Origin of the sequence: Pseudomonas sp. LS-2 (assembly GCF_003605735.1) — a bacterium.
Classification (GTDB): Bacteria; Pseudomonadota; Gammaproteobacteria; order Pseudomonadales; family Pseudomonadaceae; genus Aquipseudomonas.
The window spans coordinates 730,928-745,904 of record NZ_QXTJ01000039.1; the positions used below are offsets into that span (position 1 = coordinate 730,928).

14 protein-coding genes are annotated in these 14,977 nt (G+C 59.6%); 7 read left to right on the top strand and 7 right to left on the bottom strand.

Annotated elements, in window-relative coordinates:
• Positions 1–60: 60 nt before the first annotated feature.
• The 5 genes from D3M70_RS24600 to D3M70_RS24620 all read right to left on the bottom strand — a co-directional run bounded on the left by D3M70_RS24600 (position 61) and on the right by D3M70_RS24620 (position 5,449).
• Positions 61–837 (bottom strand): N-acetylmuramoyl-L-alanine amidase, encoded by a 777-nt coding sequence (locus D3M70_RS24600; protein WP_120128424.1) that lies wholly within the window; start codon positions 835–837, stop codon positions 61–63.
• Between the two features lie 93 nt (positions 838–930).
• On the bottom strand, positions 931–3,102 hold the full coding sequence (locus D3M70_RS24605; protein ID WP_120128193.1) for a GGDEF domain-containing protein: 2,172 nt from the start codon (positions 3,100–3,102) through the stop codon (positions 931–933).
• Complete coding sequence (locus D3M70_RS24610) at positions 3,099–3,977, bottom strand: endonuclease/exonuclease/phosphatase family protein (protein WP_120128194.1); 879 nt, start codon at positions 3,975–3,977, stop codon at positions 3,099–3,101. Before D3M70_RS24610 ends, D3M70_RS24605 begins: the two co-directional genes overlap by 4 nt.
• Positions 3,978–3,986: 9 nt before the next feature.
• Positions 3,987–4,628: a thiol:disulfide interchange protein DsbA/DsbL gene (locus D3M70_RS24615; RefSeq protein ID WP_120128195.1), complete on the bottom strand. Its 642-nt coding sequence runs from the start codon at positions 4,626–4,628 to the stop codon at positions 3,987–3,989.
• A 203-nt stretch (positions 4,629–4,831) separates the two neighbouring features.
• The gene (locus D3M70_RS24620) at positions 4,832–5,449 is read right to left on the bottom strand and encodes a cytochrome c (RefSeq protein WP_120128197.1); all 618 of its coding nucleotides are present in this window, start codon (positions 5,447–5,449) and stop codon (positions 4,832–4,834) included.
• Between the two features lie 175 nt (positions 5,450–5,624).
• Here D3M70_RS24620 and yihA point away from each other — a divergent pair, with 175 nt between their 5' ends.
• Complete coding sequence (yihA, locus tag D3M70_RS24625; RefSeq protein ID WP_093466666.1) at positions 5,625–6,260, top strand: ribosome biogenesis GTP-binding protein YihA/YsxC; 636 nt, start codon at positions 5,625–5,627, stop codon at positions 6,258–6,260.
• 397 nt (positions 6,261–6,657) lie between these two features.
• Here yihA and polA read toward each other — a convergent pair whose 3' ends face one another.
• Positions 6,658–9,423 carry a DNA polymerase I gene (polA, locus tag D3M70_RS24630; RefSeq protein ID WP_120128198.1) on the bottom strand — a complete coding sequence of 922 codons (2,766 nt, stop codon included), beginning with the start codon at positions 9,421–9,423 and terminating at the stop codon, positions 6,658–6,660.
• A gap of 74 nt (positions 9,424–9,497) precedes the next feature.
• Here polA and D3M70_RS24635 point away from each other — a divergent pair, with 74 nt between their 5' ends.
• Positions 9,498–9,788: a DUF2782 domain-containing protein gene (locus D3M70_RS24635; RefSeq protein WP_120128200.1), complete on the top strand. Its 291-nt coding sequence runs from the start codon at positions 9,498–9,500 to the stop codon at positions 9,786–9,788.
• A gap of 33 nt (positions 9,789–9,821) precedes the next feature.
• Positions 9,822–10,772, top strand: coding sequence for a homoserine kinase (locus D3M70_RS24640; RefSeq protein WP_120128202.1), 951 nt, complete (start codon positions 9,822–9,824; stop codon positions 10,770–10,772).
• A 123-nt stretch (positions 10,773–10,895) separates the two neighbouring features.
• Here the strand turns inward: D3M70_RS24640 and D3M70_RS24645 are convergent, their stop codons facing one another.
• The gene (locus tag D3M70_RS24645) at positions 10,896–11,828 is read right to left on the bottom strand and encodes a zinc ABC transporter substrate-binding protein ZnuA (RefSeq protein ID WP_120128203.1); all 933 of its coding nucleotides are present in this window, start codon (positions 11,826–11,828) and stop codon (positions 10,896–10,898) included.
• Positions 11,829–11,885: 57 nt separating this feature from the next.
• Between D3M70_RS24645 and zur the strand changes: the two genes are divergently transcribed.
• The 4 genes from zur (at position 11,886) to D3M70_RS24665 (ending at position 14,826) form a co-directional block, all read left to right on the top strand.
• On the top strand, positions 11,886–12,368 hold the full coding sequence (zur, locus tag D3M70_RS24650) for a zinc uptake transcriptional repressor Zur (protein ID WP_120128205.1): 483 nt from the start codon (positions 11,886–11,888) through the stop codon (positions 12,366–12,368).
• The gene (gene znuC / locus D3M70_RS24655) at positions 12,368–13,180 is read left to right on the top strand and encodes a zinc ABC transporter ATP-binding protein ZnuC (protein WP_120128207.1); all 813 of its coding nucleotides are present in this window, start codon (positions 12,368–12,370) and stop codon (positions 13,178–13,180) included. Before zur ends, znuC begins: the two co-directional genes overlap by 1 nt.
• Entirely contained in the window at positions 13,173–13,955 is a 783-nt protein-coding gene (znuB, locus tag D3M70_RS24660; protein ID WP_120128208.1) for a zinc ABC transporter permease subunit ZnuB, read from the top strand. The genes znuC and znuB overlap by 8 nt, the downstream gene beginning before the upstream one ends.
• Before the next feature lie 157 nt (positions 13,956–14,112).
• Complete coding sequence (locus D3M70_RS24665; protein ID WP_120128210.1) at positions 14,113–14,826, top strand: PA5502 family lipoprotein; 714 nt, start codon at positions 14,113–14,115, stop codon at positions 14,824–14,826.
• Positions 14,827–14,977 lie beyond the last annotated feature (151 nt).

Below are 14,977 nucleotides of genomic sequence, written 5' to 3' on the forward strand. Positions count from 1 at the left end.
CCAATGAGGTATAGCAACAAGCGCGCAAATAGCCCGCCAAAAACCGACGTTACGGGTAATTTAGTGCCTGAAGTTCAGCACCTGAAGGATAGCTGCACTTTGCACATCAGGTTCGCCATCGAACTTCTGCGGGCGATAGTGCATCTGGAACGCCGCCAGAACGTGGCGAGTCCCAAGATCCCACTCACCCGTTTGCGGGGTCGGATAGCCCAGTAACGCCAGTTGTTGCTGGAACCACGAAGCAGTCGGCAGGCCACCGATCATCTGTGCCTGACGTTGCGCAACCTGCTGCTCGTCCGGCCAGATACCGAGCCCTTCCTGAGCCAAACGCTTCCAGGGGAACAGCGGGCCCGGGTCGAGCTTGCGCATCGGCGCGATATCGCTGTGACCGATCACATGGCGAGGCTCGATCCTGTTGCGCTTGACGATGTCCTTGAGCAGCACGATCAGCGCCTTGATCTGCGCCTCACTGTAGGGATACCAAAGCCGACCGGTCGGGGTGTCGCGATACCCCGGATTGACGATCTCGATGCCGATGCTGCTGGAGTTCAGCCACGTCCGGCCATCCCACTCGCTTTCCCCGGCATGCCACGCACGCTGGCTTTCATCCACCAGCTTGTAGGTCGTGGCCGGGCCATCGCCGATCAAATAATGCGCACTGACCTCGCCGTGGGTCAGCAACGCCAGCGAGCGGTCGAGCGACGCGGAGGTGTAATGCACCACCACGAACTGCGCACGGCTGTCGAAATTGACGGAAGGGTGGCTGGTGTCGAGCTTCGGACCGCTGGAACAGGCGGCGAGCATGAGCAGCAGGAAAACGGCAGATAAGAGCTTCATAAAGGCAAAGTACATAGGCAAGTAATGCAACAGTGTAACGTAATGCCAGTGCCTCGCTCAAAATTGAACCGGCTCTTTTCATCGGCCAGCGCCTCAGCCCTGTTCGATACGATTTCGGCCCTCTGCCTTGGCCCGATATAGCGCCTGGTCGGCACGTTTGAGCACCAGATCGCTGCGCTCTCCGGGCTTGAACAGCGTGATGCCCATCGAAACGGTGATGGTCACGGGCTCGCCCTTGAAGTGAAACGGACACTCCTGGATGGTCACGCGCAGCCGTTCCAGCAGTGCCAGCCCATCAGCCATTTGCGTATGAGGCAGAAGAACGACGAACTCCTCCCCCCCAAAGCGTGCCACGAAATCCGAAGGGCGCAGGCGCTTTTTCAGTTGCGAAGCGATGATTTTCAACACCTTGTCGCCCGCGAGATGGCCGTAACCATCGTTGATGCGTTTGAAATGGTCGAGGTCGAGAATCCCCAGCAGCAGGCTGGATCGATTTTTCTGCAGCTGATCGATCTCGTGATCCAGACGCTCGTTCCAGGCCGCGCGGTTCGGCAGACCGGTGAGCGTATCGATCAGGGCTTTCTGGCGCTGCTCTTCCAGATGCGCACGGAAGCCAAGGGCTTCCTGTTCCATTGTGGCAACACGACCGGCCAACGATTGCAGGCGCGAGGCGACCTCCTGCTCGCGCTGATCACGCTGTTTCTGGTGCGCGTCCATGGTCCCGAGCAGGCCTTCAAGTCGACTCTCCAGCACATTTTTCAAGCTATCCAGATCAGCCGCTTCCTGCACGCTGCTTTGCAAGCCGCCAACATGTTCGCGCAGTTGATCGTTCAGCTCTCGCGAAGCGGTCTGTTGACCCGCATGGTCCTCACTGGCCGCCTGAAGATTGGCCTGGAAAGACTCAAGGCGCTCGTTGAGTTGCTTGAGATAGCGCTCGAACTCATGCTGACCACTGTCGGTGATCGCCAGCATCAATACTGCAAGATCATCGAGAATCGGCAGCAGTTCGTACCAGTTCAGTCCATGTTCCAGACGAGCACGCATGGCCTCGGCTTGCGGGCGGTGATGCTCCGGCAGGGTCAGATCGTCAAGAAGACCCAGCAGCGTTTCCTCGATGTGTGCCGCGACCGAGCTGTAGCTGGGTTCCGGCGAGGACGGAAGCGCAAAAGAGCCATCGTCCTCGACAGCGTCGTGGGCGTCGGAGTCTTCATCCTCGAGGGCTGATTCCCTTTTTTCGTCTACATTGGGCGCCTGTTCTTTAGCCGATTCGGCCTGCGCCTGTTCGATGGCTTGCTCTTCGCTGTCCGCAAGCGGCTCCAGAGGGGGTTCGACAGGCGTTGGGCCAACCACCGCCAAAGCCTCTTGGCCCTCTACCGATTCGACGACTTCTTCAGACCGTGGCGCTTCAACTTCAGCAACGGCCGCTTCACGCTCAACGACCTCTCCCACTGACTCATTGGCCAGAGGCTCGCTTGCCTTGACGTATGCAGGAGACCCAACGCGATCCGGAACAGGGGATACGACGACGTCCGGCTCGAGAGCAGGCTTTTCATCGCTGATGGCAAGCTCGACATCAGAAGGCGCTTCGTTGGTCCATTGCGCCGTTTGTGGCACTGAACGCTCCGTCGCCGCGACGTCCTCTTCGTGATCCTCGACGACCGAGATCGGCGCTGGCTTGGGCGCTTCGCTGACAGGCTGAGCGGGGAGACCGGGCGGGGTGGCATCTTCTCCTTCAGCAGCATCGCGACTGCCGAACAGCCGCTGCAGGAAACCGGGCCGAGCGGCCTCCTCGGGATGATCGAGCTGAGACAGCGCCTTGCCTTGCAGCCCGCTTAGCTCGCTCAACAGCAGGGGCAGCTCCCGCGCCTGGGTCACGCGGTCTTCAAGGTTCTTAGCGAAGCGTTTGAGTGGCTTGGCGACTTCTCGGGGCAACGGCAGCGATTGCAACTGCGCCACCAGCGAGGTCAGCGCCGTGCCCATTTGCTCGACGCGTTTCTCGCGGCGCTGCTCGGAATCGAGCACGGCCTTTTCCAGGCGGGGAATCAGCGCAGCCAGACCCGCATCCATATCATCCTTGCGCACGACTTCGCGCATTTCCTTCATGCACTGATCGACCGCCTTGTCAGCACCCTCCGCCGCCAGGCTGCTACGCACCAGGCCTCGACGCAGCAAGTCCAGACGCGCATTCCAGCGCTTTTCCAGTCTGTCTTGTTGCTCGATGCTCTTGAGGTATTTTTCTTTCCAGCGTTGGGCTTCGTCGCTCATTCCGAGGGTCCGAGAGGAGATGTGCTTGTTATCGGCAGCGAGTCCCCAATCAATGAGGCCGGCAAGCGAATCTCCACCGCGACCGGCAGATGATCTGAAATGGGCTGAGCCAGCACCTGCACTTTTTCAAGCGTCAGGGTCGGGCTGAGGAGGATATGATCCAGGCAACGCTGAGGTCGCCAACTGGGGAAGGTGGCCTCGATCTGTGGAGCAAGCAGACCCAGATCACGCAGGGGAGAGAGTTCCAGGAGATCGCTGGCGTGGGTGTTCATGTCGCCCATCAACACCTGGTGCTTGTAGCCGCCGATCATCTCGCGAATATATGCAAGCTGCCGGGTTCGAGTACGCGCACCCAGGGCCAGATGCATGACCACCACGATCAACGCATCTTCGCCCTCGCCGAACCGAACCAGAATCGCGCCGCGACCGGCAGGGCCCGGTAATGGATGGTCTTCGATATCCCACGGGCGCAACCGGCTCAACACGCCATTGCTGTGCTGGGCGAAACGTCCGAGATTGCGATTGAGTTGCTGGTGCCAGTACGGAAATGACCCGAGCTGGGCGAGGTGTTCGACTTGATTGACATAGCCTGATCGCAGGCTGCCGCCATCGGCTTCCTGCAAAGCGACCAGATCGTAGTCGCTGAGCAGGTTGCCGATCTTTTGCAGATTGCCGGCGCGACCGTTGTGGGGCAGCAAGTGCTGCCAGCCACGGGTCAGATAATGCCGGTAGCGCTCGGTACTGATGCCCACCTGAATGTTGAAGCTGAGCAGTCGGAGCCGGCCATCGGCCGGCAATCCGGTTTCCTGCAGGTGTCGTTCGTTGACCTTGGGATTATGCCGGGCAACGATGCGTTCAGTACCCCAGCGCGTCATGATCGGCGCTTACTTGGCGGTCAGCGCTGCGCGCTCTTTGGCGATCAACTGATCAGCCACTTGCAGCGCTTGCTCAGGACCACCGGCAGAAGCCAGGTCAAAGCGATATTTGCCGTTGACGATCATGGTTGGAACGCCAGAAATCTCGTATTTCTTGGCCAGTTCCTTGTACTGGGCGATCTTGCCCTTCACGGCGAACGAGTTGAAGGTTTCGAGGAACTTGGTCTTGTCTACGCCTTGAGTCGCCACGAACTCGGCCATGTCGTTCGGATCGGTCAGACGCTTGCCGCCTTTCTGGATGGCGTCGAACACAGCAGCGTGGACCTTCTTCTCGACACCCATGGTGTCCAGAGTGATAAACAGCTGGCCGTGGGCATCCCATGGGCCGCCAAACATCGCAGGAACACGAACGAAGTGGACATCGGCCGGCAGCTTTTCAATCCACGGATTGATGACAGGCTCGAAGGCGTAGCAGTGAGGGCAGCCATACCAGAACATTTCAACGACTTCTATCTTGCCTGGCTCGGAAACAGGGACGGCGCTGCTCAGCTCGACATATTGCTTGCCGGCTTCGATTGGCTCTGCAGCTTGAGCGGTCAGACCGAACAGGCTGGTAAACAACAGAGCGGCGCTGAGAATCAGATTACGCATGCTTAACTCCTGGGCATGAAAAGTCACCTCGACGGCCGCAGTTGGACCGGGCGGGGTGATACGAGTTCGCAAGTGTAACGCCTGCGCGCACAAAAAAGGGCAGCCGTTCGCTACCCTTTTTGACCCGCTCGGAGCGCCAACTCGTGAGCAAAGATTTCAGACCTCAATTCCGCTGGAATGGGGCTCTGGGCGTTAATCCAAGCTTAATGCAGCCCCTGTATGTAGGCCGACAACGCGTCGATGTCCTTGTTGCTGAGTTTGGCCGCAATCGAGCGCATGACCATGGTGTCACCATCGTTGGTGCGGTCACCCTCGCGGAAAGCCGTCAGCTGCTTTTTCACATAATCGGCGTGCTGTCCGCCCAAGTGTGGGAAGCCTGCAGCGGCATTACCGGCACCATTGGGCGAGTGGCAGCCGGTGCAGGCGGGCATGCCCTGGTCGAGCTTGCCGCCACGAAACAGCGCTTCGCCACGCGCCACGAGATTGGCGTCTGCGGCACCCACGCTGCCTTTCTGGCTGGAAAAATAGGCCGCGATGTCGGCCAGGTCCTGCTCGTTGAGGTTGTTGAGCAGCCCGGTCATTTCAAGCACGACGCGTTTGCCGTCCTTGATTTCATGCAGTTGCTTGAGCAGGTATCGCTGACCTTGCCCGGCCAGTTTTGGGAAGTTGGGAGCGGGACTGTTACCATCCGGGCCGTGACAGGCCCCACAGACTGCGGTTTTCGCCTGGCCTGCGGCGGGATCGCCCACCACCGCGTCGGCGGCATGCGCACCGACAGACAGGCCCAGGATCAACAGCATACTCACCAGTAGATTGTTCATCGGCTAATCCAGTACGTTTTATTGTTGGTGTAAGGTTAGTCCGACTTCTGCGAACTTCATCCTTCGGGTGGGACAAAGCACACACAAAATCTGCGGCATTATATACTTGCGCCCATCAAACGGAAACGACACCCCGTTGCCGCCCCATCGCAGCAACGCCCTCACCGGATATCCCATGCAACTCAAGAACCCGATCCTCGGTTTGTGCCAACAAGCCAAGTTCATGCTCAGCGCCGCCAAAGTCGACCAGTGCCCCGACGACGAAGGTTTCGAAGTGGCCTTCGCCGGCCGTTCCAACGCGGGCAAATCCAGCGCACTGAATACCCTGACCCACGCAAGTCTGGCGCGGACCTCGAAAACCCCGGGGCGCACACAGTTGTTGAACTTCTTTAGCCTTGACGACGACCGTCGGCTGGTCGACTTGCCAGGTTACGGTTACGCGAAAGTCCCGATTCCGCTCAAGCAGCACTGGCAGCGCCACCTTGAGGCGTATCTGGGTAGCCGCGAGAGCCTCAAGGGTCTGATTCTGATGATGGACATCCGTCACCCGATGACCGATTTCGACCTGCTGATGCTCGACTGGGCCATCGCCAGCGGCATGCCGATGCATATCCTGCTGACCAAAGCGGACAAGCTGACCTTCGGCGCGGCCAAGAACACGCTGCTCAAAGTGCAGTCCGAGATTCGCAAGGGGTGGGGCGACACCGTCACCATCCAGCTGTTCTCGGCACCCAAGCGCATGGGCCTGGAAGAAGCGTACACCGTGCTCGCCGACTGGATGGAACTGGAAGACAAGGCACCTGCGGCTTAAATCGCAGGCAAAAAAAACCCCGGACTTCATATGGGGAGGGGAAGTTCGGGGTCTAAGTCCAGACCACTAGGGAGGGGTCCGGATATCTGCCAACACTTAACACAACATAGGAGCATGAGTGGCTACGTCAGCCACTCGCAAACTCTGACCGGGATTTGTCCACGGAAGTTCAAAATCTGTGGAAATTTAATGTTGGCAGCGCAATTTTTCTTTTGATTCTGGGCGGAGCCCGTGGGAGCCTGGCTTGCCAGCGATCTGGCGCGAAGCGGCAGCAAATCGGGCATTTCCATGGCTGTCAGGCAAATCGCATCAACAGGATTTTCTGACGGCTCCCGTCAGATCGTCGGCAAGCCGAACTCCCACGCCCTCCGGGCAGAATCAAAAGCGGCGGCGCACATCAATGCGCCTCGTCCCAGTTATTCCCCACACCCACTTCCACCAGCAGCGGCACATCCAGATTCGCCGCACCGCTCATGTGCACGCGAATGTCCTGGCTGATCTGCTCGACCAGATCTTCACGCACTTCCAGCACCAGTTCATCGTGTACCTGCAAAATCACGCGAGCATCGAGGCCTGACGTTTCCAGCCAGCCATTCACCGCCACCATGGCGCGTTTGATGATGTCCGCCGCCGTGCCTTGCATCGGGGCGTTGATCGCCATGCGTTCGGCGCCTTTGCGCAGGGCCTGGTTTTTCGCGTTGATGTCCGGCAGATACAGGCGACGCCCGAAGATGGTTTCAACGAAGCCTTGTTCAGCCGCCTGGGTCCGGGTGCGCTCCATATACTCAAGTACACCGGGGTAGCGAGCGAAATAGCGGTCGACATACGCCTGCGATTGCTTACGGTCGACCCCAATCTGCTTGGCCAGGCCAAACGCGCTCATGCCATAAATCAGGCCGAAGTTGATGGCCTTGGCGCTGCGACGCATGTCATTGGTCACCTCCGGCAGCTCGACACCAAACACCTCGGCGGCGGTTGCACGGTGGACGTCCAGATCATTGCGAAACGCGTGCAGCAGGCCTTCGTCCTTCGCCAAGTGGGCCATGATCCTCAGCTCGATCTGGGAATAGTCCGCCGCCAGCAGTTTGTAACCCTGGGGCGCGACGAACGCTTGGCGAATCCGACGACCTTCAGCTGTGCGGATGGGAATGTTCTGCAGGTTAGGATCACTTGAGGACAAGCGCCCGGTCACCGCTACCGCCTGATGGTAGGAGGTGTGGATACGGTTGGTGCGCGGGTTGATCTGCTCGGGCAAACGATCGGTGTAGGTACTTTTCAGCTTGCTCATCGAGCGGTACTGCATCAGTACTTTAGGCAGCGGAAATTCCTGCTCGGCCAGTTCAGCCAGCACCGCCTCAGCCGTAGAAGGCTGGCCAGTGGCAGTCTTGCTGATGATCGGCATACCGAGTTTTTCGTACAGGATCACCCCCAGTTGCTTGGGCGATCCAAGGTTGAACTCCTCGCCCGCGATGGCGAACGCCTCGCGCTCAAGCTCGGTCATCTTGTTGCCCAGCTCAACGCTCTGTGTGCCCAACAGTCTGGCGTCGACCAGCGCGCCCTGACGCTCGATACGCGCCAGCACTGGCATCAGTGGCATTTCGATGTCGTTCAGCACAGGCGCAAGCGTCGGGGTCTTGTCGAGTTTTGCCTGAAGGACTTCATGCAGGCGCAGAGTCAGATCCACTTCTTCGGCGGCGTAGATTCCGGCCTGTTCCAGCGCAATCTGGTCGAAAGTCAGCTGCTTGGCACCCTTGCCCGCTATGTCCTGGAAATTGACCGGCGTGTGGTCCAGATACTTCGCCACCAGGCTGTCACGGTCGTGACGGGTCGCCGTCGAGTCGAGCACGTAGGATTCGAGCATGGTGTCGAACTTCACGCCCTGCACGTTGATGCCCTGATCCTGATCGCCATCGATGGCGCAGTTCGCCAGAAGGTTAATCGCGAACTTGGCGTGCTGGCCGACCTTGATTTTGCCGGCGTCCTCCAGCATTGGTTTGACCGCCCTGAGCACCGTATCGCGGTCCAACTGCTGCGGCACGCCCATATAGGAGTGGGTCATAGGGATGTAGCAAGCTTCATGGGTCTTGATCGCGAACGACAGACCGACGATCTGAGCGCGCTGGGCATCGGTGCCGTTGCTCTGCACCACGAAAGCGAACAGATCGGCTGCAGCGAGCTTATTCAGCCACGCATCGAATTGGGTCTGCTCGAGAATCAGCTCGTATTGGGCCTCGATGACCGGAGCAGCCTCCTCGACAGGCACGATCTGGGCACCTTCCTGCTTTGCCTCACGCTGCAGATCGGTGATCCAGCTCTTGAACTCGAGCTCGGTGTACAGCGCGAGCAAGGCTTCGCGGTCAGGCTCGCCGCAGTGCAAGGCGTCGAGTTCGATATCCAGTGGCACATCGACCTTGATGGTCGCAAGCTGATAGGAAAGGAACGCCATGTCCTTATGTTCTTCGAGCTTGGCCGGCAGGGTTTTCGCCCCGCGAATCGCCAGCGTCGGAACCTTGTCCAGGTTCTCGTACAACTCTTTCAGGCCGCCACCGATACCGACCAGCAGCCCGGTGGCGGTTTTCTCGCCAACGCCGGGAACGCCGGGAATGTTGTCGACTTTGTCGCCCATCAGCGCGAGGTAGTCGATGATGTGCTCGGGACCGACGCCGAATTTTTCTTTCACGCCAGCAACGTCCAGCACGCTACCGGTCATGGTGTTGACCAGCGTAATGTGCCCGTCCACCAACTGGGCCATGTCCTTGTCGCCTGTGGAAATGACCACCGGGCGATCAGCGGCAGCACTGCTGCGCGCCAGGGTGCCGATCACGTCATCGGCTTCAACGCCTTCAACACACAGCAGCGGGTAGCCCAGGCCTTTTACGCAGTTGTGCAGGAAATCGATCTGCACGCGCATGTCGTCTGGCATGCTCGGGCGATTGGCTTTGTACTCGGCAAACATCTCATCGCGAAAAGTCCCGCCCTTGGCGTCGAACACCACGGCGAACGGGCTTTCGGGATACTGTTTGCGCAAGCTCTTGAGCATGTTCAGCACGCCCTTGACCGCACCGGTGGGCAGGCCCTTGGACGTGGTGAGTGGCGGCAGCGCGTGGAAGGCGCGATACAGGTAAGAAGAACCGTCCACCAGGACGAGGGGCGCAAGACTCATGTGCAGGATCAACCTTTTCGGCGGGGTCGGCGCTAGAATGCGAGGACCGTTGACGACAAAGGAACAAGGTTATCATGCGCACGCTAAATCGCCTGTTACTGGTCAGTTTGACGGCTGCTTGCCCCCTCATGGTGGCAGCGGCTGAAGATGAGGCGCCTTCGCCGGAACCTGACGTCACGATCCGCAAGGACGGTGACAACTTCATTCAGGAATACAAAGCGAACGGTTTCGTTTATGCGGTAAAAATCACGCCAAAGTACGGCAAGCCCTATTATCTGGTGCGCGCCGACGGCACAAGCGGTCAATTCATTCGTTCGGATCAACCGGACATGCTGATACCCCAATGGGTACTATTCAGTTGGTAACACCTACATTCACTTTTTGCTGGCAGTGTTCATATGTCCGTTTTTACTCCCCTGGCTCGGCCCGAGCTGGAAGTTTTTCTCGCCCCGTACGGGCTCGGCCAACTGCGTGATTTCCAAGGCATCGCAGCCGGAAGTGAAAACACCAACTTCTTCATCAGCATGGAACAGGGCGAGTTCGTGCTGACGCTGGTGGAGCGCGGCCCCATGCAGGAAATGCCGTTCTTCATCGAACTGCTGGACGTGCTGCACGACGCCGATCTACCGGTGCCTTACGCCCTGCGCACCACGGACGGCCAGGCGCTGCGCGAGCTCAAAGGCAAACCGGCCTTGCTGCAACCGCGTCTGTCGGGCAAACACCCGACCGACCCGAACACCCAGCACTGCGCGCAGATCGGCGAGCTGATGGCGCATATGCACCTCGCGACCCGGGAAAAGACCATCGAGCGCAGAACGGACCGTGGTCTGGACTGGATGCTCAAGGAAGGCAGCAACTTCATTTCGCATCTGGACGAGTCGGAAGGTGCGCTGCTGAAAAAGTCAGTCGAGGAAATCGAGCGTACCAAGACCGGGATAATGGCATTGCCTCGCGCCAACGTGCACGCCGACCTGTTCCGCGACAACACGCTGTTCGAAGGCACGCACCTGACGGGCGTGATCGACTTCTACAACGCCTGTTCCGGGCCGATGCTGTACGACGTGGCAATCGCCGTGAATGACTGGTGTTCGTTCGAGGATGGCAGGATCGACGCGCCACGGGCACGCGCAATGCTGGGTGCCTACGCGGCACTGCGTCCGTTCACCGCCGCCGAAGCCGAGCTGTGGTCAACGATGCTGCGTGTGGGTTGTGTGCGGTTCTGGCTGTCACGCCTGATCGCCGCCGAGAGCTTTGCCGGGCAGGACGTTCTGATCCACGACCCGTCCGAGTTCCGCAAGCGCCTGGAACAGCGTCAGGAAACTCATATTCCGTTGCCGTTCGCGTTGTAAGCATCAGACCTGCAAGTGATCAAACCGCCGACTCTGTAGCAGTCCGGCTTGCCGTCGGCAGCGATTTTTGAAGACGCTACCGCCGGCAAGCCGGACTGCTACAGGTCTGTCACGCGCTCAGGGTTACAAACTCTCCAGACACCCCGCCAGATCATCCGCCAGTTTGCTCAGCAACTGCTCATACCCCTGAGCCGTTGCGGGCGTGTATCCGCCCAGTCCATCAAGCTCGGCCAGCTTCACCGGCAAACCCGCACTCAAGGTATCAGCCAACCGAGGACGAAGCGGCGGCTCGCTGAACACGCAGGTCTTGCCGTATTCAGCCAACCGCGCGCGCATGGCGGCGACGTGCTGGGCGCCGGGCTGCACCTCGCTGCTGACGGCGAACACGCCAGCGTGCTTGAGCCCGTAGGCTTCTTCGAAATAATCGAAAGCCTCATGGAACACGAAGTACTTCTTGTCGGTAATGCCCGCCACGCGCTGCTTGATCTTCGAATCCAGCGCATCCAGACGCGCATCGAATGCTTTGACGTTGCTTGCATAGCGCGCTGCGTTGCCCGGGTCCGCCTGACTCAGGTCCGCTGCCATCTTCGCGGCGATCACCCGAGCGTTGAACGACGATAGCCACAGGTGCGCATCGATGCTGCCCGGGCGGTGATCGTGATCATGCTCGTCTTCATCGCCCTCGTCGTGATGATCGCTACTGGCGGTGAAATGACGCAAATGCATGCCCGGCAGGGACTGTACTGGCACCGAGGCCTTGGTCCGACTCGCCGACACGCGCGGCAGGAATGTTTCCATGTCCGGGCCAATCCAGTAGAGCAAGTCGACGTCTTGCACGCGCCGTACGTCGGAAGGGCGCAGTGCGTAGTTATGCGGTGACGCTCCCGGCGGCAACAGCACTTCCGGCACGGCGACACCCTCCTGTACAGCGGCTGCAATCAGCTGCAGCGGCTTGATGCTGGTCAGAACGCGGACGTCGGCCTGGGCGGGAGCAATTGCAGAGAATCCAGTGATGAATACGACAAAAAGTAAAAAAAGTCGGGACACGATGACCACTCATGGGGGCAGGAACGGGTAACATAATAACGTCTCTCACAAAAGCCGTCGCCGCCCATGTCCAAAACACCACTGGCCAGTCGCCCTCACGATCACTCTCATTGCGTGCACAGCGCCCTCGCTGAAGCCGATACGCTTTGCGCTGGCAAAGGTCTGCGCCTGACCGCTCTGCGTCGTCGCGTGCTGGAACTGGTCTGGCAAAGCCACAAGCCGCTGGGGGCCTATGACATCCTCGCCGTGCTGAGCGAAGAAGATGGTCGTCGAGCCGCGCCTCCCACCGTCTACCGTGCGCTGGATTTCCTGCTGGAAAACGGTCTGGTGCACCGCATTGCCTCTTTGAACGCTTTCGCTGGCTGCAATCACCCGACCCACGCGCATCAGGGCCAGTTCCTGATCTGTCGCGAATGCCACGCCGCCATTGAGCTGCAACACGGGGCGATCAGTTCCGCCATCGTCGATGCCGCCAATGAAGTCGGCTTCGCGGTAGAAGCCCAGACGGTCGAGGTCGTGGGTGTGTGTGCTGGCTGCAAGGCCGCCTGATGAGCGATGCCCTGATCCGCCTGAAGGATGTCAGCGTCACCCGCGCGGGCCAGAGCGTGCTGGAAAATATCCAGCTGAGTGTCAGCCCAGGGGAGATCGTCACGCTTATCGGCCCCAACGGCGCGGGCAAGACGACGCTGGTGCGCGCCGTTCTGGGCCTGCTGAAACCCGACTCGGGCGATGTCTGGCGCAAGCCAAAGCTGCGCGTCGGCTACATGCCGCAAAAACTCCATGTGGACGCCACGCTGCCGCTGTCGGTCCTGCGCTTTCTGCGATTGGTGCCCGGCGTGGACAGGGAAACAGCGCTGGCCGCGCTGATTGAAGTGGGCGCCGAGAAGGTCATCGATAGCCCGCTGCAAGGCATTTCCGGCGGCGAGATGCAGCGTGTTCTGCTGGCGAGGGCGCTGCTACGCCAACCTGAGCTGCTGGTCCTCGACGAGCCTGTCCAGGGCGTTGATGTCGCGGGTCAGGCCGAGCTGTATGCGTTGATCACCCAGCTGCGCAATCGCCACAAATGCGGCGTGCTGATGGTGTCCCACGACCTGCATCTGGTCATGAGCACCACCGATCAGGTGGTCTGCCTGAATCGCCACGTCTGCTGTTCCGGTCACCCTGAGCATGTGAGCAACGACCCGGCGTTTGTCGAACTGTTCGGCCAGCATGCGCCGAGCCTGGCGATCTATCACCATCACCACGATCATGCCCATGACCTGCACGGTGAGGTTTGCCAACCGGCGCCGACGCACGATCACAACCATGATCACGCCCACCCCCACAATCATGACCACGGAGACAGCTGCAAGCATGGCTGATTTTCTACTCTATGCCTTGCTCGCAGGCCTCGCTCTGGCCGTCGTGGCCGGCCCTCTGGGTTCGTTCGTGGTCTGGCGGCGGATGGCCTATTTCGGCGACACGCTGTCCCATGCGGCCTTGCTCGGCGTGGCACTGGGTTTTCTGCTGGATATCAGTCCGGCTGTCGCAGTGACGGTCGGTTGTCTGCTGCTGGCGATCCTGCTGGTCACGTTGCAGCAACGCCAACCGCTGGCGTCAGACACGCTGCTGGGGATTCTTGCACCGAGCACGTTGTCGCTGGGTCTTGTGGTTCTGAGCTTCATGCGTGATGTGCGCATCGACCTGATGGGCTACCTGTTCGGTGATCTGCTGGCGATCAGCCCGACCGATCTTGCCTGGATTCTCGGCGGCAGCGCCGCTGTGCTGGTGCTGATCTGTGCGTTATGGCGTCCGTTATTGGCCATCACCGTGCATGAAGAACTGGCGATGGTCGAAGGCCTGCCGGTCGCGACGCTGCGCATGACACTGATGCTTTTGATCGCTGTGGTCATTGCGGTAGCGATGAAAATCGTCGGGGTGCTGCTGATCACCTCGTTGCTGATCATCCCGGCCGCTGCGGCACAACGTCACGCACGCTCACCGGAACAGATGGCCCTTGGCGCCAGCGTGATCGGCATCCTTGCGGTGTGCGGCGGGCTGGCGTTGTCCTGGTTTAAGGACACCCCGGCAGGCCCGTCGATTGTGGTATGCGCAGCGGCACTCTTTCTGTTGAGCTTCGTTTTACCCAAGCGGTAGAACCTTGCGTCGTAAGAACAGTCATACTCGGCAATCATCGAATGGCGGCAATGTGCAATGACCTGATGAAGCACCGCCGATGGTGATCAGTTATTTTCGGTGCAAGGCACTTATGTGTAGACTTGCTCGTTTTTTGCGCAATTAGAGAATCGCAGGAATGAAGCCGTTCGCATCCCGTTATCTGCTGCTTGCCGCATTTTCCATCCTGTTGGCTGCTTGCCAAAGCAAGCCCGTCGACCAGCCTGCGCAAGTCGCGGCGCCGGACGCCTATCAACAGCTGGAACAGAACATCGCAGGCAGTGAACTGGCCACCGCTGAAGATCAGTTGGCAGCGTTGCAGACCCAGAACCCCGATGATCCTCGCCTGGAGCAGTACCAACGCCAACTGGCAGAGGCTTACCTGGCGCGCAGCCAGATCGTGCTGCAAAAGGGCGACATGAATGCTGCTGCCACCGCTTTGAGCCGGGCCCGCGCGCTGATGCCAAAAGCGCCCGCGCTGACCAGCGGCGTCAACGGCGCCATTGCCAACGCACGCAAGGCTGAACTCGATAAAGCGGAAGCGCAACTGCGTGAGGCCGAAGCCAGACGTACTGCCAAGATCATCGATCCCTCGGCGGAAAGCAGCACGATTGAGCTGAAGATCGGCGATATGGCGCAACTGCGCCGCCAACTGAACGACATTGCGGCTGATGTGACAGCGTTCAACTGCGACGTGATTGTTCAGGTGCCACGCACCGACGATTACCCATGGCTGGCAACGCTGTTGACCAAGCGAGTAACGAAGATCAACCCGGATTTCGAATTGCAGATTCAGCGTGAGATCGAGAAAACCGAACCGGCGCAGATCATTCTGAAACACGCGAAAACCTGATCAAAATTTGATCAACAAAAAAGGCGTTGCCCTCACAGGCAACGCCTTTTTTGCAGGCCGGATCTATCAAGTCGGAGCGCGCTTGCCCGCGATTGCAGCGTTTCAGTCACACGTAGGTTTGTGACACACCGCAATCACGGGGCAAGCGCGC